The 17773-nt window shown below is 40.4% G+C and carries 19 protein-coding genes and 4 pseudogenes; 16 read left to right on the forward strand and 7 right to left on the reverse strand.

Translation table 11 applies throughout. The annotated features are described in order from the left end of the window. Window positions 1-110: 110 nt before the first annotated feature. The 3 genes from AC1DOK_RS12185 (at window position 111) to AC1DOK_RS12195 (ending at window position 1475) form a co-directional block, all read left to right on the forward strand. Entirely contained in the window at window positions 111-686 is a 576-nt protein-coding gene (locus AC1DOK_RS12185) for a dihydrofolate reductase family protein (protein ID WP_477554560.1), read from the forward strand. 85 nt (window positions 687-771) lie between these two features. Then, window positions 772-1035, forward strand: coding sequence for a CPCC family cysteine-rich protein (locus AC1DOK_RS12190; RefSeq protein WP_477554561.1), 264 nt, complete (start codon window positions 772-774; stop codon window positions 1033-1035). Window positions 1036-1211: 176 nt separating this feature from the next. Then, window positions 1212-1475 carry a hypothetical protein gene (locus AC1DOK_RS12195; RefSeq protein WP_477554562.1) on the forward strand — a complete coding sequence of 88 codons (264 nt, stop codon included), beginning with the start codon at window positions 1212-1214 and terminating at the stop codon, window positions 1473-1475. 310 nt (window positions 1476-1785) lie between these two features. Here the strand turns inward: AC1DOK_RS12195 and AC1DOK_RS12200 are convergent. Continuing rightward, window positions 1786-2994 (reverse strand): annotated as a pseudogene (locus AC1DOK_RS12200) (IS110 family RNA-guided transposase). Window positions 2995-3329: 335 nt separating this feature from the next. On the opposite strand from AC1DOK_RS12200, the gene AC1DOK_RS12205 reads away from it, so the two are divergent. The 9 genes from AC1DOK_RS12205 (at window position 3330) to AC1DOK_RS12245 (ending at window position 10521) form a co-directional block, all read left to right on the forward strand. Next, window positions 3330-4124 carry a Cof-type HAD-IIB family hydrolase gene (locus AC1DOK_RS12205; protein WP_477554563.1) on the forward strand — a complete coding sequence of 265 codons (795 nt, stop codon included), beginning with the start codon at window positions 3330-3332 and terminating at the stop codon, window positions 4122-4124. Between the two features lie 274 nt (window positions 4125-4398). Further along, the gene (locus AC1DOK_RS12210) at window positions 4399-5529 is read left to right on the forward strand and encodes a DUF3626 domain-containing protein (protein WP_477554564.1); all 1131 of its coding nucleotides are present in this window, start codon (window positions 4399-4401) and stop codon (window positions 5527-5529) included. Window positions 5530-5761: 232 nt separating this feature from the next. Next, complete coding sequence (locus AC1DOK_RS12215; RefSeq protein ID WP_477554565.1) at window positions 5762-6244, forward strand: GNAT family N-acetyltransferase; 483 nt, start codon at window positions 5762-5764, stop codon at window positions 6242-6244. 360 nt (window positions 6245-6604) lie between these two features. Continuing rightward, window positions 6605-7210, forward strand: a complete 606-nt coding sequence (locus AC1DOK_RS12220; protein ID WP_477554566.1) for a pentapeptide repeat-containing protein — start codon at window positions 6605-6607, stop codon at window positions 7208-7210. A gap of 441 nt (window positions 7211-7651) precedes the next feature. Then, entirely contained in the window at window positions 7652-7990 is a 339-nt protein-coding gene (locus AC1DOK_RS12225; RefSeq protein WP_477554741.1) for an ArsR/SmtB family transcription factor, read from the forward strand. 79 nt (window positions 7991-8069) lie between these two features. Then, window positions 8070-8588, forward strand: a complete 519-nt coding sequence (locus AC1DOK_RS12230; RefSeq protein ID WP_477554567.1) for an SRPBCC domain-containing protein — start codon at window positions 8070-8072, stop codon at window positions 8586-8588. Window positions 8589-8873: 285 nt separating this feature from the next. After that, window positions 8874-9227 carry a DUF4871 domain-containing protein gene (locus tag AC1DOK_RS12235; protein ID WP_477554568.1) on the forward strand — a complete coding sequence of 118 codons (354 nt, stop codon included), beginning with the start codon at window positions 8874-8876 and terminating at the stop codon, window positions 9225-9227. A 14-nt stretch (window positions 9228-9241) separates the two neighbouring features. Continuing rightward, a complete protein-coding gene (locus AC1DOK_RS12240) occupies window positions 9242-9865 on the forward strand; it encodes a hypothetical protein (protein WP_477554569.1) in 624 nt (207 codons plus the stop codon). Window positions 9866-10008: 143 nt separating this feature from the next. Continuing rightward, window positions 10009-10521 (forward strand): hypothetical protein, encoded by a 513-nt coding sequence (locus AC1DOK_RS12245; RefSeq protein ID WP_477554570.1) that lies wholly within the window; start codon window positions 10009-10011, stop codon window positions 10519-10521. A gap of 303 nt (window positions 10522-10824) precedes the next feature. Here the strand turns inward: AC1DOK_RS12245 and AC1DOK_RS12250 are convergent, their stop codons facing one another. Next, entirely contained in the window at window positions 10825-10959 is a 135-nt protein-coding gene (locus AC1DOK_RS12250) for a hypothetical protein (protein WP_477554571.1), read from the reverse strand. Beyond that, window positions 10956-11126: a hypothetical protein gene (locus AC1DOK_RS12255; RefSeq protein WP_477554572.1), complete on the reverse strand. Its 171-nt coding sequence runs from the start codon at window positions 11124-11126 to the stop codon at window positions 10956-10958. Before AC1DOK_RS12255 ends, AC1DOK_RS12250 begins: the two co-directional genes overlap by 4 nt. 729 nt (window positions 11127-11855) lie before the next feature. Between AC1DOK_RS12255 and AC1DOK_RS12260 the strand changes: the two genes are divergently transcribed. Continuing rightward, window positions 11856-12797, forward strand: coding sequence for an aminoglycoside phosphotransferase family protein (locus tag AC1DOK_RS12260; RefSeq protein WP_477554742.1), 942 nt, complete (start codon window positions 11856-11858; stop codon window positions 12795-12797). Window positions 12798-13021: 224 nt separating this feature from the next. Here AC1DOK_RS12260 and AC1DOK_RS12265 read toward each other — a convergent pair whose 3' ends face one another. From AC1DOK_RS12265 to AC1DOK_RS12280, 4 genes and pseudogenes are all read right to left on the reverse strand, one after another. Continuing rightward, complete coding sequence (locus AC1DOK_RS12265; protein ID WP_477554573.1) at window positions 13022-13582, reverse strand: hypothetical protein; 561 nt, start codon at window positions 13580-13582, stop codon at window positions 13022-13024. A gap of 300 nt (window positions 13583-13882) precedes the next feature. After that, window positions 13883-14167: a hypothetical protein gene (locus tag AC1DOK_RS12270; protein WP_477554574.1), complete on the reverse strand. Its 285-nt coding sequence runs from the start codon at window positions 14165-14167 to the stop codon at window positions 13883-13885. Between the two features lie 120 nt (window positions 14168-14287). After that, a pseudogene (locus AC1DOK_RS12275) lies at window positions 14288-14530 on the reverse strand (GNAT family N-acetyltransferase); the annotation flags it as partial. Then, a complete protein-coding gene (locus tag AC1DOK_RS12280; protein ID WP_477554575.1) occupies window positions 14518-15042 on the reverse strand; it encodes a hypothetical protein in 525 nt (174 codons plus the stop codon). The pseudogene AC1DOK_RS12275 and the gene AC1DOK_RS12280, both read right to left, overlap by 13 nt. 205 nt (window positions 15043-15247) lie before the next feature. On the opposite strand from AC1DOK_RS12280, the pseudogene AC1DOK_RS12285 reads away from it, so the two are divergent. The 3 genes and pseudogenes from AC1DOK_RS12285 to AC1DOK_RS12295 all read left to right on the forward strand — a co-directional run. Further along, window positions 15248-15408 (forward strand): annotated as a pseudogene (locus tag AC1DOK_RS12285) (carbohydrate ABC transporter permease); the annotation flags it as partial. A gap of 61 nt (window positions 15409-15469) precedes the next feature. Continuing rightward, window positions 15470-15903: pseudogene (locus AC1DOK_RS12290) on the forward strand (Gfo/Idh/MocA family oxidoreductase); the annotation flags it as partial. A 135-nt stretch (window positions 15904-16038) separates the two neighbouring features. Next, window positions 16039-17715, forward strand: a complete 1677-nt coding sequence (locus AC1DOK_RS12295; protein ID WP_477554743.1) for a DUF4091 domain-containing protein — start codon at window positions 16039-16041, stop codon at window positions 17713-17715. Window positions 17716-17773 lie beyond the last annotated feature (58 nt).

Raw genomic sequence — 17773 nt, forward strand, 5'->3', positions numbered from 1 at the left:
GGGGGCAGGTTTGGGATTAGCAATCCATAAGAAACAACCCAAGTTGAATTATGCTAAAATGTAGTAAATGTATAATGTAGATATCCCTCATGAACAAAGGAGAACTGAAAATGAGAAAACTCGTTCTATTTCTGCACGCATCGCTTGACGGTTTTGTAGAAGGGCCGAATGGTGAAATGGACATTRGCTGGGTTTCCTACGATRCTGATTTGGAGAAACACGCGAAAGAAATTCTGAGTACTGCCGACACTGTCATTTGGGGGCGTGGGACTYATCAGATGATGCACAGTTACTGGCCATCTGTGCCTTCGAACCCATCAGCTTCGCAGCATGAACGGAATCATGCCGAGTGGATCGAAAAGACAGCCAAAATCGTTTTTTCCACGACGCTGGAGAAAGTCGAATGGAATAATTCCAGACTCGTGAATGAAGATGTCGAGGAAGAGATCAATAACCTCAAACAGCAGCCAGGCAAGGATATGGTCATCCTCGGCAGTCCTAGGTTCGCACACCACCTTATGCAGCTTGATTTAATTGATGAGTATAAAATTACGGTTTCTCCYGTCCTGATCGGTAAGGGATTGCCGTTATTCCAAGGTCTCAAGGAGAAGATCAATCTTAAGCTAATCGAAAACAAGACCTTTGATTCTGGAGCCATAGGTCTCGTTTACCAGACGGTAAGATGACTTTGTCACTTAAGGTGATTACGCTAACGAGGAACGATAGTTCAATTAACATTCTAGTGAAGACTGTCGAAAGAAAGGTGGACTTATGAAATACACTTGTCCTTGTTGTGGCTACAAATCATTAGACGAAGAACCAACTGATACTTATGAAATCTGTAAGATATGCTTTTGGGAAGATGATGGTGTTCAATTTAGAGACCCTGATTATGAAGGGGGAGCAAACGAAGTTTCTCTAAGACAAGGTCAAGTGAACTTCATAAAGTTTGGTGCTTGTGAGGAACGTTTTATTGAATTTGTAAGAAATCCAACAATCAACGATATAAAAGACCCTGATTGGAGACCGTTATAAAGAATTTGTCGTTCAACTAACGGGAAATGATAACGTAACAACAAAAGCAGGTTTGGTAGAAAAATGCCGATTTACAGTAATTTATTCGCCAAAGCTGGAAAAGCAAGACCATGTATAAAATTGGTTATACAGGGAATTTTAATTCAATCCGTATACGAAGGAGCTGAAGTAAAAATATGATCCATCCCAAAGACGACTACGGGGTATTAGGTAATAAAATCGAAGTTGATTCGGATGTGAACGAGGATCGTAATCGAGAGGAGCAGTTGGATGACTCCTTTGAGGCCTGGTATGGGAATATAAACTACCAGGTGAAGCAAAAGCTAGATCTAACGAGCGTTCCGCAGGACAGTGTATTTGATTCAGCCGTCGGCATGGATGAGGATCCATCCCAGGATTCAGAGCTCAACAACCATAACATTGAGTCTGCCACTGAATGAAGTTCCCCCCCGTCAAGTAGACATCTTTAAGCCACAGCCTCCGTTCGGTATTCTACTGGGCTAAGGTTGTTTAGCTTTTTTAACTGCTTAAGATTCTGACTTTTCACGGATATTTATTACACAACGGAAACGATAGTTCAATTTCCAAAAGGCTGCCATAATAATGGCAGCCTTTTAAGCTATACCAGCTAATAGCTTGTCAAGATTACCAGTAAAGTGAATCTAAATCATATGGTATAGTTAAAATAAGCATGCCAAATAACCCTCCAAGTTAATATGTATATTGGAAGGTTATACCAGTACTATTTTATTAAATCGTACGAAATGCATTTTTACTTTTCAAGATGGCATGGAGCCAATGGACCAGCTTATTTGCACATGCAACCAAAGCTACTTTATGCGGCTTTCCTTCTGCTCTCTTGCGATCGTAAAACTCTTTGACTCGCATATTGCGAGAACGGATAAGCCCACACTGGACAGCTAAAACTAGCGCATAACGAAGTTGCCGAGAACCACGTTTGGTGATTCGATTTCGGGTTGCCGTAAACTTACCTGAAGCGAAGACACTCGGGTCGATACCCGCAAAGGCGACCAGTTTTTTTGGATGATCAAATCGGTCAATTTCTCCAATTTCCGATAAAATTGTTGCCGCAGTTTTATGGCCAATACCTGGGATTGACTGTATTAAACCAAACTCTTCGATTTCTTCAGCCAGGGCATTTATATTCTGTTCCAACGCAGCAAGATGCTCCTGGTACTGAAGAATAAGGGTTATGAGAACTCTTAAATTGATCAAGTGGCTAGCGTACATGGTTTGCTCGAATGGGTTTTGCTTTGCCGCATCTAGGAGCCGCCTTACTCGTTCGTTAATCCAGCCCTCTGAGCGACCTCGTCTTGTCGAAAGCAATTCTTTAGTTTTGGCGTTAAGCGTTTCTTTGTCCGTCTGTAAAACCAAATACGAGGTTGGGAATTCATTTAAAAATCGTAGCGAAATACCTGAATACATAGCTCCAAAGACACCTTTGTAAGCAGGAAATACCTGATCAAGAACAGCTTGGAATTGCAGTTTAGTCTATACACACATCTTTGAAAGAGACTCATATTGCCTTGTTAGATAGCGCAGGTTGAGTAGCTGCACACCCCTTTTCTTAAAAGGCTCAAACTCTTCTTTGTAGTACAAATCTCCCAAAAGGTAAGCGTCAGCAGCATCTGTCTTTACTTTACGAAGCTGAGACTTCCTAAGCCGATTTGAGATGAGTGGATTAATCACAATGTAAAGATAGTGATGTTCCTCTAGGAACTGAACAACGGGGCTTTGGTAATGCCCAGTTGCTTCTAGAATAAGTAAAGGACGTTGTCTGGATGCAGACTCGACTTCCTGTACGACTTGAAGTAACTTCGCTAGACCTTCTCGAGTGTGCTCGAAATGAAACGTCCCTCTGAATGGCTTACCACGCTCTAAAAAGGCTTGTCCATGGCTTTCTGCTTTAGAAATATCTAGACCGATAACTGGATTCATTAAATCTCTCCTGTTTTTGTAGATTTACCGGCAGCCCCTACGGTTTCTTCTTGTCGCTCCATGGCATCGCTTGTTATACGGGATCTAGCGTCCCAACCAGCCTCAATCATGGTCATGACAAGTAGGGGTGAACATTATAGCGCTCGGGATCATGTCCCACGGGCAGGTACGTTCGACCAGGCTACCTTAATCCTCTATGCAAATGAAAAAAGGATCAACCAGAAAGATCTGGTTGATCTCATAATACGAACGGGCAGATTAATTCAAGAGTGAGTCTATCATTTCTCCTAAAATTAGGTTATTATTGGAAGAATTATTTGTGAGGAGAGATGCAGATGTCGGACATACAGGCAATTGTATTAGACTTGGACGGAACATTGCTCGGCAGTGACAAATCCATATCACATAGAAATTATCAGACTGTTAAAAGATGTTTTAATTCTGGAATTCATATTATTGTTGCCACGGCGCGACCGCCTAGAGCGGCTAATCAATTTGTGAAGAATTTTCCTTTTGTAGACTACTTGGTTTATTACAATGGTGCTCTAGTAACATGCAAGTCTAAGCAAACTCAGCGGCACATTAGTATCCCAAATGAGATTAGCCAACAGATTAACAAATTCATCGAGTTACATGCTCCTCAATCGTTAATTTCATACGAGGTTAATGATTCATGGTATGCGTGTAAACCAGTTCACGACTCGCAGCGTGCTCAATTCGGTCTCCGTTCGAATGATCCGAAACCCCAGGTTATTGATAACGATTTTATTAGTTCACTCTCCCCAACCAAAATATTGGTTCAAGGTTACAGCACATGGAGGGATATAATAGAGCAATTCGGCGACCATGTGAACGTAATCGCAACCGATGGAGGGGTACTGGTTCAAATCATGCAAAAATCAGCATCAAAAGAAGAAGCCGTGCAATGGGTGCTTAATGATATCGGGGTGAAGTCAGAAAATGTAATGGTATTCGGGGATGACTTTAACGATTTAGGACTATTCCAAATGTGCGGATTTCCGATCGCAATGGAAAACGCGATAATTGAGCTGAAAAATTGTGCAAAACACATTACCGAATCAAATGATAATGATGGTGTTGCTGTTTCTCTTGAGAAATTTGTGCTGTGAATCACAAGTTGATAATGATTCAACTAACGGGACACTTTAGCTCAATAATCATCAGGAGAAGGCTGCCGTCAGCAATGGATCGGCAACCTTCTCAGCTAACTGGCAGTTTTCGCTAGCAGGAGATAACAAGCAGTTATAGAACATAATGGCATCGACTTGCGAAATCTATGTTATGGAGTGACGTCAAGTATTTAAATTGGTACGACAGTCTCGATGCAAGGAGCTCTCTCATGACAAACTAGCAATATAGATTTGAATACGAGGAGGACCTAAAATGGATGAAAGCTTATCCCAATCAACCAGTCCACTGACTACGTTGACCGCAGCACAGGTGCTTGCGCTTAATCATGTTAAATCGAGCGCAATGCTAATGCGATGTCGCGCGCGTGAGTCAGCGGAGAAAATTCTAGTGCGTACTGGCGTGACCCACGTGACTTTTGACGATCTCCTGTCGGGCATCGGTATGCACGCTCGTGTCACATTGAACTTCCATCCGGACCGAATTCTGCCCAGCGGTCTCACCGTTGTTGAGGGCTTACTGCGAGATGGAACCTACCATAGCCAATTTGTGACCGGCGTTTCCAACGGAAGTCGCACAGCGTTCTTAGGCGGGGATCGCGATCGCTGGGAGGAAAAGCTTTTCGGTGGAGTTTACCAGTCGGACGGCGTACGAGACTACGAGCGACCGAAATATGGTGCTCTCAACCTAATGAATTATGTGGATGGTGCATCCCCACGCTTTGGCTCATGCTACCTTCGACTGCGCCCTCATATATTGAGCCGTTGCACATTTACATTCGGCGATAGTCATACCGATTGGAAGCATATAGGGACGATCGATATATTCGATACTGTGCTAGCCGAGCTGCTAGGAAACACCGACATCACCCACGAAGCGCTTGGCTCTCCAAATATTGATGTCCCTACGTTTGTAAAACGTCTTCTCAAGCTACACGAAGTCACACCCGACGATGCTTGTTCTGTTCTTGGACGATCACTAGATGACTACATTGAGACTCAAGTCCATGGAGACATCAAAATGTCCAGGGATGTCGAGGCTCTAGTCGCGGACTCGTCGTTTAAAGAGACTCAGATTGGTGATCAACTTGAAAACTTATGCTCTAAATACAATGTAAACCTAGCTTGGCATCCTGGTTTCAGGCTTTCGGCGCAGGCTGTGCCGGACGATTTTCGGGGTCCGGCGATGCCTCCTTTTGCAGAACGTGTGAATCGGGGGTTCGCTATAAGACCAGGTGAGTTAGACGCAGCCACCTTGGGCAGGGCAGCAGCAACTCTCCACTATAATCCAGAAAGTTGGCAAGACTGGGGCACCCCTAACGAGACATCCCAGCACCTCAAACAGCTGTGGCACATCCTTGTGAGATACGGACGACCTGTATATTGAAGAAATCATATTTCCGACATAAGAAGCCCAATAAAGCGCCTCATTATTGAGCTAACAGGACACGTTACTTAAATAGGATCGCCGGCTGTCGAGCAGTCAGACGATCCTTTTTCTTTGCTGAAGTAAAGGTCAGAAGTTGAATAAGAGTGTATTGTTTACATAGTTACGAATTCTGCTAAAATATATAAAAAGGTTAGTTTGGTTATGTTGGGAAAGATAGTGGAGGAATCTAATGCAAATCAATTTATTGAAGTTTCAAAAAATGGATTTTGATTATTATTTCTGTCTTGTATCTAACGAAGAAGTTATGGCACAAATCACAGAACGTTCTATTACTTTTGAGGAAGCCCAATTAAATTTCCAAAAATTATTAGAACGTAATGAGAAATATGAAAACTTTGGTTCATATAAAATCTTCGATAGTTCTAGAAAAGAATTTATTGGCCTGGGGCATTTAACTTTGAACGAAGGTTTTATTGATGTAGCTGAAATTGGTTATATGATAATGCCTGAAAACTGGGGAAAGGGTTATGGGACTGAGATTGCCAAAGTATTAATCGAAAAAGCTGTGAAATCAGAATTAAAGATACTAAAGGCCATTATAGACCCCGGAAATATTCCATCCAGGAAAATTTTAATTAACCAAGGTTTTATCTCCGAAAAGGTTTGTGAAATAGACGGCTTACCAGGAGAAATTTTAAGTAAAAATTTATAATTCATTTCTCTTATAGAACTATAGGGCGCAAGTGCTAAAGATCAAGACTGCTAATGAGCAATCTTTTTTGTATGCAGTTAACGGTCTGGATAGTTGAACACTATTAAAGCAAAAACGGAGAACGCTAGATCAATTTAAGATCCAGACAAGGCTGTCGAGTAATCGGCAGCCTTTGCTCAGCAAATGGGCAGTAGAATACACTCAGAATGAGCTCGTTGAGGAAGTAATTTAAGCCGATAATGTCTATCTCCTCGAGAAAATAGAATACTTAACTTTTGTTTGAGATCATGCAGGTACTTGACAGCCGTATGCTATATTAATTAAGTGATTTTACGGGTAACCATGTATAGGAGGCATCTAATGTTTCAGCATAGCAATCAGAATTATACAGAAGTAAACTTTGGCACTCAAGATTTAAGGTATGGTGAGTTAAAAAGTTGTACATTTAACCGTTGCTCGTTTGCTAACGGGTCACTTGAGGAAATTACATCCAACAATTGCCGTTTCATTGAGTGTGATTTTCGCGGTGCATTGTTAAATGGCTCCATTCATAAAGAATCCGCGTTTGAGAATTGTAACTTTAACGGAGCTAATCTATTTGTTTCGAAATTTGAAGAATGTAAAATGACGGGTTCAGATTTTTCTGGCTCTAATATGGATGGGATCACAATTGTTCAAGGCGATTGGTCATATACAAATTTGAGACAAGCTAGACTAGTTAAACAGAACTTACGTGGGATCAAGTTTTATGAAGCAGACTTGTCAGGAGCCAATTTAGAAAAAGCCGATTTAAGAGATTGTGATCTGACTATGGCGTTACTTTCAAAAGCGAAGTTGCAAGGTGCTGATATAAGAGGGGCTAAAATGGAAAGAGTGGATTTCAAAACATTATCTGTTATAGGTGTGAGAATGGATAGAGAGCAAACTGTATTGTTTTCTCTTTCTCATGGAGCCAAGGTAGATTAAAGGGATAAAGGAGATGAATGATGAACTCAGTGTCTGATCAAAAACCGTTAGATTATGTAAGACAAATTGAAGAATCCGAACTCGCCATATTACAATAGGATTAAGGGTTTTAGTTCTCAAGATATTCCTATTTTAGATAAGCTGCTGAGCTACTATGAAAATTCCTATCCATGTTTTGATATGCCCCTGTTAGTGGTTGTATAAGATACGGAGAAAGCTAATACCATGAAGAGAGCTATACTTATTTTTGACATGTTCAGCACCTCATGGTTATGTTGCTTTTTTTGTAAAGAGATTTATGTACTAAATTTCCTTAATCTAATTTTAACTTGAATATTCCTTTACAGGAATATTCCTAATGTGGTATATTTAATTCATCAAATAAATACAAACACGAAACGAAGGACGCTTACCATTACAGCAAGAGAACGGATGATGAACATGAATGCTAACATCATGAGTGCCCTAGCTGAGCCTAACCGCATGCAGATTGTTGATCTTTTGCGCGAACGTCCGCTTACCGTAGGTGAAATCGCTGAACGGCTGCAACTACGCCAGCCTCAAGCTTCCAAGCATTTGCGTGTACTAAGTGAGGCTGGTATCGTAGAGGCCGAGGTGAACGCGAATCGCCGAATCTACAGACTGCGACCGGATCCTTTTCGGGAGCTGGACGAATGGCTGGAGAGATACCGTATTCTCTGGGAGGAGCGGTTCGACCGCCTTGATGACTATTTGCAGAAGCTACAGAACAAGGAAACTCGACAAGAGCAGCCAGATTGAGCTTAGGATCATAAATGAATGTTGTGCAAACGTGGCAGAACAATTTGACCAAGTAATAAAATCGAGGAGGATGTTAAAAATGACAAATCAAATGGTATCTAAGGTAGAGGATAATGTGCTTATTCTGGAACGTGAATTCAATGCTTCTCGCGAGTTGGTGTTCCAGGCGTTCACGCAGGCGGAGCATCTAAAGCATTGGTGGGGGCCGAGAGGATGGACGCTTCCGGTATGCCATGTTGATTTTCGCGTAGGCGGGGTTTGGCATTATTGCATGAAGTGCGAGGATAAGAACCAGGGCGATTTCTATGGCATGGAATCATGGGGCAAGAGTGTGTATCGTGAAATCGTAGTGCCGGAGAAGATTGTGTATGTGGATTATTTCTCCGATGCGGATGGTAATGTGGCGGATAATATGCCTGAAACGATTGTAACGCTGACATTCATCGAAACAGATAATGGGACAAAGGTCATTAACCGCGGGGAATATACGACAGCTGAAGGACTGCAGCAGGTGCTGGATATGGGCATGATGGAGGGTATCACAGATACCTGGAATAGATTGGTCGAGCATCTGGAGTCGATTCAGAAGAGCGGTTGAGTGGAGAATGTCTGGCGGAAGCACGAAGTTACAGACATCAATAGACAGAGAAAAAGGTCATTCCTCTTAGGGGATTGATCTTTTTTTGATGTATGTGTAATAAGCGGGGGGGACGCGCGCGAAGATTACGAAACTCAAACTTGAAACTTCCATGACTAACTTACTTCTAGCTGGAGATTGTATTTTATACAACTTATAATTCAACTCATATTAGTTAAAAAGCTTTATTTATAAGAAATCGAAACATATATTGGAAATTTAGCGTCATGAGTTAATAAGATAACCTTGCAAGGAATTGAAGGAAAGATAGGGATTCTGAATTCAAAAGATTTTATTGCAAATAAAGGCAACAAATATATGTGGCATTTCTGGGGTAAGAAAGATGAAATAACTGCAAGTAAAACACTAAAGGTAGTAGCAATTGAACTTAAAACAAATAAAGAATTTCCTGCATTAATTGAAGGGGCGGGTACCGAGAATAAAAAGCATGTTTGGGAGTATAAAGGAATAGGTGGTCCTGTAAATGGAGCAATTGCACATGTACCTTCAATTATGGAGTTATCAACAAAAGGGCTTTGGCAATTAAATGCATTTCTTGATGGAGTCTTGTTTGGGAGTATTCATGTAAACGTAGAGTAACCTGGAGGTATGGTATGAGATTAATAGCTTGCGTTTTGATATTATGTCTATCTTTAACAGGATGTGTAGCAGAATCAGAGAAACTCGATCCACAAAGCAAAGAAGAACCAGCTGAAATAACTCTGACCCCTGTTGACCTATTCAAAGGCGATGGAGCAAAATTCAAACATTTCTTAGGCGCCATGTCCGGATCATTCAGATTACGTTATGAAGGAAAGAAACCAAATGCAAACTTAGATATTGATATATGGCAAAATGGTAAGAAAGTAGCCTCATCCGGCTCCATTGGCGATTTGTTCTATAGTTCGGACGATCGGGCAAGACAGGAAATAGAAATCATCATATCTATTGATACAGATTACAGTGAGTCTCAGGACAATTTTATGAAGATTAAAGTAGGAAGTATAGACGACTCAGGTTCTAGCCTTAGTACCTTTACCATTCCATGGGATAAAAAATTTACTACACTAGGATCGATCTCTAATAATGAACCCCGTAAATTTTCCACTGATGAATCTGTTCATGTATGGGGAATGCAAGCAACGAGCACCAATAGTATGATTACTGCGGACCTTTCACCGGAATCGCTAAGCAGACTCGAACGAGCGATCATTTTCATGTTGCGTTTTAAAGATTAATTATAGAAGTATAATAATCTGATTTTTAAAATTTTTAGTTATCAATTATTCAGGAAGATATTACAAAGAGGGGGAGTCTGAGAATGTTTCAAACTTTAACAGGACAACTCGCCTAAAAGATGATTTAAGAAAGGACCCCAATCATGAATAAAAACTTAATGATCCTGCTTTTTGTTTGTTTTATTCTAGCGGGATGTAGCTCTGATAAAATCCAAACACCTCGCTTCGAGGGTCAAAGCTTAGTTATTGGCGTTATAGGTGATGCTTCGAATATAAGAGAAAACAATGTGATCTTCAGAAGCTTAACCTTCAATCAATTAGAGGCTCAAAAGCTTTCACCTGATTTTGATGCTATTTTCATAATGAAGGAACATCTTACTGATGCAGCCAATCCAAAATATGCAAAAGTATATCAAAATGCAGGTATTCCTTTTTTCTTTATAGAGTCTAAGAAATCATATCTCCCTTTTATAAATGAAGAAATGTCTTACGATGATGTTCCTGAACTTACACCGGATAACTATGCCACAGGCTACTTTCAATTTGGTAAGGAATATCAATATTGGGGTTATGGGTTATATAACGATAAAGCAAACGAAACCAATATTGAAGATGTCTACACGCGAATTTTTACAACAATTGATTCCTTGAAGTAGCTGTTTAAGTGTAGCGATGAAGCTAATAGGATGACTTAGCCTAATAAGAGCAAATAGAAGTATATAGTGGAATTATCGTAGACGAGATTGGATTAAGCGGAGACCCTGTATCGTTTTACATATTTTTAGCAATTACGGGTATTGGGATAATCAATCTTATTATGTATTTTGCTACACAAGGAAAATCAAACAAATAACATAATATTCTACATAAGAAATTATTTACGAAGTTAGTGAATAAGACGTTCTGTGACATACCCAAAAACACGATAAAACAAAAGTAAGCGCCTAGTTATTTGGCGCTTACTGATTAGTAAATTCGAATAAATTCTTAACGATTACTTCAAGATCATCAGGGTGTAGACTATCGATATACTTCGTATTATCTTCTTCGAGTGGGAAATGAGCGTACCAGATATCGCCAAGTTGATATTTCATTCTTTATCTTCAACTGAGTGGATTGTAGTTTCCCAATCTAACTCTTCCCGAATAGGATCATCTTTTGATATGACAGTGAGTCCTTCTTTATTTTTCACTGTATTTGCTTGGGCTATCTTTTTAATATTTTTAAGGTTAGATTGTAATTGATTCTCAAGAGTACTCATTTTACTTTCCTCCCGGTTATTTACCATGACTCCACCCACCATCTAATAGGCAGTGTACTCACGAGAGATCATTTTCATACTTATTTACATACCGATATTTACTAAATTATATCATAAATAGAAGGAATAGAGTAAGAATTATAGAACATAAGTTTGCAAGAGATTTCGAAGATGTCGGGTACATCATATAACAACGAGTTCACGCATCGGGGGGGCGAGCCCACTCGTGATGAATGGATTAGCAAGGTACCAATAAAACCAATTGCTCGATTAGAGGTTGGTCCAGAAGATTTCTATTTTTTTGATAGGATTACTAAACATAAAACCAATGAACCCATAATAAAAACCTGGATTCTATATAGATGGAGAAAGACTGTTGCGAGTAGTTCAATGAGGACTGGTAACAGCGAATAACAACGCATCTAAGCTATGAGCTTTGCCCTTTGTTGAGCTGACGAGCAGTTTAGTTGAGCAATTATCAATAACTAGAAGGTATGCAGGTAGAACTGAGACTTTCATCAAAAAAAAGCCTTTGGATTAAAATCCAAAGGCTATTTGTATGGCTATTTTTTTCAAGACCTTATTCAACATCATAACTAATCATAAACAAAAAGTCTATACTTTTTGTTGGATATTATTTACTATTATGATGCCGGCAAAACATAAAAAATGGAGTGTTGTTCAATGGATATTACTTGCCACCTCGATCAGGCTGATTTACAAGATTATATAGGGAAGGTTTTTGGAACCGCTTATTTAGTTGCTAGTGTATCGAAAATGCATGGTGGTGCACAAAAGGTGGTCTACAAGATCGAGTGCAGTAATGGATTTTCCTGCGTTTTGTATGTGTGGGATCTTTCCATGAATTATTTTAAAGATGAAATAGCAAATGATGATATAAATAAACATTCCTATGGAAGTGATCTATTTGAATTAAACAACAAGTATTTAACACAACATGGAATTCAGACCCCTTCTCTTTATGATCTGAATAATGATAGAAAGCGTTACCCTTTTGATTATGCCCTCGTTGAATATGTAGATGGACATAAAGCAGAAACCTATTTTCATCATTCCGATTCACGAGTTCAAGATAAAGTGTTTCAGCGGTTGGGGGATATGCTTACTGGCATGCATAGCAACGAAAGGCATATCTTTGGGAAAGCGAATCATAGCGAGATCAACAAAGAAAGTTGTCATCTTTTACAATTGGAAAATGCGAAAGTGCAGTTATCTTATGCCTCACAACATATTGAGAATATTGGGGCCAATCAGAGCAAGCTACTTGATATTTTGTATGTGCTTGAATCAAGAATTAAACCTAGAACGCAGTACGGGTTCATTCACGGTGAACTGGGTCCTGACCATATTCTGGTTAATGACAAATTAGAGCCCTTTTTGATCGATATCGAAGGGGCTATGTTCTTTGATATTGAGCAGGAACATAGTTTTTTAGAGTTTCGATTTGGGGATTTCTACCGGTATCTAAAGAACGATACTCTCGATCCTAATAGAATGTTGTTCTATCGATTCCACCACCATATATCGTTAACTTCGGGTGGTTTGAAGCTGCTTCAAAGAGGATTTCCGGATCAACAATTTGCAAAAGATTTAGCCGATTATCATTCAGAGTGCGCCATGCGGTTTATTGAAGGGTATAACATAAAATAGCCGTAAACATGCAGGAGTATACTCCTGGTCGTTCAACTAACGAAGAACGATAGTGGCGATAGTGGAGGAGCTTGCCAAGTGGCAGATCCTCTTTTCTATTGAAGTAAAGGGTAAAGGGAGTTTAGTTGAATTGTACTAAAAGGAAATTTTAACTGGTTGAAAATCAGGAAGAACCTCTAGGGAAATGGCCGAATAGTTGCACTCGACCCGTTTGTAGAGGCTGATTACTGTAAAACGCGCGAAGCACGGGTCATGAGAGCCATCATAAGCGCATTGATAACCCAGATAGCAACTAGTGAAATAGTTACAATCACCCCAAACGTTAAGGCAAGGTAGGGAAGGGAAGTAACTAGGGCTGGTACAAAAAATCCGGTTACTAAAAGGGTTTGTGTTATGAAAATGCCGAGGAACCACTTCCAACGCTTCATTGCTGTCTTTGCTAGGTCAGATTTTCCCCTGTTCATTGACAGGTCATGGATTCCTCTGCAGATTTGATAGATGAGTATTGCATTGACAATCAATAGACCTGTGTTCAAAATGAAACCAAGAACATCGAGTAGCAAAGTGGCATATCCGGCGGGCGGCTGATAGAACATGAAGAACGAAAGAATAAGGGCAATAATGGCCAATGGCCTGCTGGCCGAGAAGTAAGAACCATAACGCTGCAGATCATTAAGCCCCAGCAGAATCAACAAATAACCGATCGTATCCGGCAGGATGTCGAAACCGCTAAATCGATACGTGAATAAAAATAAAAAACCCCACATCATTTTATGAAAGCCCATTTCAATACCTCCATAAATTCAACTTAGGAACAGTATATAGTAAAGGATACCATAATTATCCTTTTGACGTCCTGAACTTTTTTCAGGTGTTTTCGTTAGTCATAGTTGTCATTGTTGAATCTAACTGAGAACGATAATTGAATAAACTGATTTATGTCTTAAACAAGTTATATCTCGCAAACAGCAGCAAAAGGTTTCATAGGTTTCGATTGTTGGAAACAAAAAAGCCGCCAATAATACAGCGGCAGGTGAACATTATATTTATGATTCTAGAATCTCATTAAGAACTATGGTAATTTCTTAATGAGATTCAGTAAGAATACGAACAATCAGTTTGCTGTCTTCTTCTCTGTAAACGTGTTCATGATAATGGGGTTGGTGGATGTCTATCCATCCCTTTTCAACGGCCTTCTTGTAGTAATATTTTGCGCGTTCCTTCTCACCAATCAGATAAAACATACAAGCTACGTTCCAATACAATGCAGCGTCTCCATTCCAATCCCAGCCTTTATCAAGTGCTTGTGCATAACTCCAAGCTGCGCGGACATAATCTTTTTCCACGCCATACTTCATATCACCACGCATATAATGGTTTCCGTTGACAAGGAGGTTGTTTAAAGGACGGTTCCACCCGAACAGAACTGGGAAATCCGCAAGTAGCTTGAAGCCTACAAGTAGCGCTGTTCGCTGGGAGCCTATATTGTTGGACCAGCACTGCCAACCAACTCTTTTTATGCCTCGCTGTTTTGCGAGTGAGAGTGCGCCTAATGCTGTTTTTCGCGCCCATCCGTTACCTCGATAGCTTTCTTCCGTTTCAATGCCTAATTCACACTCATTTTCAACTACCCAATCAGTAAGGCACCAGCTAATAATTGTCGGACCTTCATCCGTATCTTGAATAGCAACACATCCAAAGCCATTGTCTTCGTAAGCTTCTAATGAGGCCAGCCTTCTAGAATTTCATGTATAACATCATCAAGCCCAATTAAATCTTGACGTTTCAACAAGCTGCCATTTACCGGGACAATACTTTTATCAGTGTGGTCGTCTATATTGCTCAAGTCATGAGTGAAGGTCATTCGCCCGCTTCTCATAGGCAACAGATCTTTCATAACTACTTCGAGAGTACCTGCCCACCACTTCTCATCTGAGGGATAGAACAGTACATAGTCTAACTCTCCATCAGACGCAAGTTGTGGCAACAACTCCTCTTTGAGCAACTTATTAGCTTCTTCAAAGAACAGACTATTATCTGGACTGCCTCCTAGAAAAATACCCTGAGGATTTATCAACAAAGCTGTTGAATAGTCGTTAGACACAAAAACCCTTCCAGAAACAGCACCTGAAATAACACCTTTGATTGATAAATGATGCTTCAACTCTTCAAAAAGACTTTCTACTTTATAAAAATTTTCGCTAGTTAGTTCAATACCTTGAACCATGTTCTTAGGACAAGTCATGTCCACATTCCTCCCATAGGCTTATGAGAGGTGTTTATTCAACTATAAATATAGACCTCTCATATGCTTGTCGATTTGTTTGTTCGTATTCAAACACCATCACTCCTTTAAACGTATTAGAGGATTAAACTCTAAGGTGATTTTGCACTTGATGCCCCAAATTAATTATGGATAAAAAAACAGATTAATCAAGGGGTTATCTGAAACATCAATTTCTATCGAGCAGATCAAAGCGATGGGGAATCTGAGTGAAAAGACGCTCAGGACAGTGCAAATTTTCGTGGGTGCATTACCTATTATGTTAGTCTATCGTTCTTACAAAAGTATTTTGTTAAAGGAATAACGGTAGGTAGTGTCAAAGAATAACTATAGGCACATCTGAGAGGGGAAGGACTATTTATGAAGAAGGTTACAGTTGCGTTAATGTGTATTTTCTATTTGCCATGTACTTAGGTATACCAATTTCTTCTCTACGATAATAGAGCTGTTACATAACGATGCGATTGGGAAGTTAATGTCCATCCAACATAATGAGAATGTAGGATACTGGCATCAAGCTCATCGCTTCGTACGTGGGAATTGGCGGAGAGCGGATGAATCCAGTCCAATGATTCTAGCCAAGTCCTGCAATGATTTAGATATCTTGTCTTGGCTTGTAGATTCAGCATGTGTTAAGGTTTCATCATATGGTTCTTTATCTCATTTCACTGCTGAACAAGCTCCAGAAGGAGCGCCACTTCGCTGCCTCGATGGATGCCCGGTTGCAGATGAATGCCTATACTATGCTCAAAACAATATTTAACAGATAATATCTATTGGCCTACGTCGGCTATAAGTAATGATTTGAGCTTTGAAGCACGTCTTAAACATCGGCCAATCATTCGGTTCAAAGTCATTTTATGGCTTTTGTTGCGGAACAATCCAGAATGGAGGGCAATAGCATTAATTTGAAAGATTATGCACAAAGTATTCGATCATGAAAGGGTGAATGAAACGATGAATCAAAGCCCGCAATTCAAGACGATGCTTAAAAGCTCGTTGACAAAGGTATTTGTAGATGAATTACCGAATAAAGTCACCTATAGTTCGGCATCCGCACTTTATGGCGAAACGTTCTCATTTCAAGTTGCTTATACCTCGGACTCGCTCCTCAAGAGCATAGCTGTTGAAGTGGATTCATCTCTTGCAGATAATGCGAGGATCAGATCTGTCGGACTTGTTCCTTCGGAGATGCCATGTACCAAGAATCATGACGTTGATGTATTACGGACCACACCTGGATTATATCCGGATCCATTATATGAACTTGATCAGTATGGTATTACATCCATTCCAGGGCAATGGCGCTCGGTATGGGTGAGCATTACACTCGATGAATCGGTAACTGCGGGTGTTCATTCGATCCAAATCAACTTTCGATCAGCTGAAGGAAGCGTGTTAGGGGTATCTGGTATATTCGAACTGCAGGTTATCCCTGTGAGTTTACCTCCGCAGAAGTTAATTCATACGGAATGGTTTCATGCTGATTGTCTTGCAACACAGTACGGCGTTGAAGTTTTTAGCGAAGCACACTGGACGCTTCTGGAACGCTATGCGGACACGATGGTCAAGCATGGCATGAACATGATATTGACACCACTGTTTACTCTACCTCTCGATACTGCTATAGGGGGAGAACGACCAACAGTTCAACTTGTTGATGTTACTGTCGTGGGGGAAGATAGCTATGAATTTGGATTTGATAAACTTACACGATGGGTGACAATGTGCAAGAAGCTTGGTGTGCAATATTTTGAGTTTTGCCACTTATTTACACAGTGGGGAGCGAAGTGTGCGCCGAAGATCATGGCAACGATTCAGGGAGAAGAAAAGCAACTGTTCGGTTGGATGACGGATGCTACCTCAGACACTTATCGCAGCTTCTTGGATCAACTTCTGCCTTGTCTCGATCGCTATTTGAAGGAAAACGGAATCGATCACCAAAGCTGGTTCCATATTTCAGATGAGCCCGGTCTAGAGCATTTGGAAACGTATCAAGCTGCAAGTGAGATCATTCATAAGCATCTATCCGATTATCCGATTATGGACGCTTTGTCAGATTTCAAATTGTATGAGAGGGGTCTAGTGAAGAGACCGATTCCAGCGAATAATCATATTGAACCATTCCTAGAGCATCAAGTTCCTGATCTCTGGACTTATTACTGCGTTTCTCAGAATCAACAAGTATCGAACCGCTTCTATAACATGCCGTCAGCCAGAAATCGAGTGATCGGGTTGCAATTATATAAATTCGGATTACAGGGCTTTCTGCACTGGGGATATAACTTCTGGTACTCCCAGTTTTCTATACATCAGAATCTAGATCCTTTTCGGACAACAGATGCGATGAATGCCTTTCCATCGGGTGATGCTTATTTGGTTTATCCGGGTAAGGAAGGTCCGATTGAGTCTATTCGACTGGAAGTTCTCTATGAAGGATTACAAGATTTGCGTGCACTAGAATTGCTTGAACAGAAGATTGGTAAAGAAAAGACGATTGAGTTAGTGGAAGAAGGCTTGTCAGAGCCGTTGACATTCAAAGTCTATCCAAGAGGCAGCGGAGAATGGTTGTTAGCGATAAGAGAGCGAATCAACCAAGCGTTAGCCATTCATTACGCTTTAGAGACCAAATAGTAGATGAGGCAGGGATAAACATGGCTACACGAGGTTCAAGTGAAGATAGAGCAGTGGA

Source organism: Paenibacillus sp. P5_B5 (assembly GCF_056400365.1).

What these genes read in the sequence shown, in the direction of transcription:
- AC1DOK_RS12190 (WP_477554561.1), top strand. Translation starts at nt 772, where the DNA reads ATGAAATACACTTGTCCTTGTTGTGGCTACAAATCATTAGACGAAGAA.
- AC1DOK_RS12195 (WP_477554562.1), top strand. Translation starts at nt 1,212, where the DNA reads ATGATCCATCCCAAAGACGACTACGGGGTATTAGGTAATAAAATCGAA.
- AC1DOK_RS12205 (WP_477554563.1), top strand. Translation starts at nt 3,330, where the DNA reads ATGTCGGACATACAGGCAATTGTATTAGACTTGGACGGAACATTGCTC.
- AC1DOK_RS12210 (WP_477554564.1), top strand. Translation starts at nt 4,399, where the DNA reads ATGGATGAAAGCTTATCCCAATCAACCAGTCCACTGACTACGTTGACC.
- AC1DOK_RS12215 (WP_477554565.1), top strand. Translation starts at nt 5,762, where the DNA reads ATGCAAATCAATTTATTGAAGTTTCAAAAAATGGATTTTGATTATTAT.
- AC1DOK_RS12220 (WP_477554566.1), top strand. Translation starts at nt 6,605, where the DNA reads ATGTTTCAGCATAGCAATCAGAATTATACAGAAGTAAACTTTGGCACT.
- AC1DOK_RS12225 (WP_477554741.1), top strand. Translation starts at nt 7,652, where the DNA reads ATGAATGCTAACATCATGAGTGCCCTAGCTGAGCCTAACCGCATGCAG.
- AC1DOK_RS12230 (WP_477554567.1), top strand. Translation starts at nt 8,070, where the DNA reads ATGACAAATCAAATGGTATCTAAGGTAGAGGATAATGTGCTTATTCTG.
- AC1DOK_RS12240 (WP_477554569.1), top strand. Translation starts at nt 9,242, where the DNA reads ATGAGATTAATAGCTTGCGTTTTGATATTATGTCTATCTTTAACAGGA.
- AC1DOK_RS12245 (WP_477554570.1), top strand. Translation starts at nt 10,009, where the DNA reads ATGAATAAAAACTTAATGATCCTGCTTTTTGTTTGTTTTATTCTAGCG.
- AC1DOK_RS12250 (WP_477554571.1), bottom strand. Translation starts at nt 10,959, where the DNA reads ATGAAATATCAACTTGGCGATATCTGGTACGCTCATTTCCCACTCGAA.
- AC1DOK_RS12255 (WP_477554572.1), bottom strand. Translation starts at nt 11,126, where the DNA reads ATGAGTACTCTTGAGAATCAATTACAATCTAACCTTAAAAATATTAAA.
- AC1DOK_RS12265 (WP_477554573.1), bottom strand. Translation starts at nt 13,582, where the DNA reads ATGGGCTTTCATAAAATGATGTGGGGTTTTTTATTTTTATTCACGTAT.
- AC1DOK_RS12270 (WP_477554574.1), bottom strand. Translation starts at nt 14,167, where the DNA reads ATGCGTGGTGATATGAAGTATGGCGTGGAAAAAGATTATGTCCGCGCA.
- AC1DOK_RS12280 (WP_477554575.1), bottom strand. Translation starts at nt 15,042, where the DNA reads ATGACTTGTCCTAAGAACATGGTTCAAGGTATTGAACTAACTAGCGAA.
- AC1DOK_RS12295 (WP_477554743.1), top strand. Translation starts at nt 16,039, where the DNA reads ATGAATCAAAGCCCGCAATTCAAGACGATGCTTAAAAGCTCGTTGACA.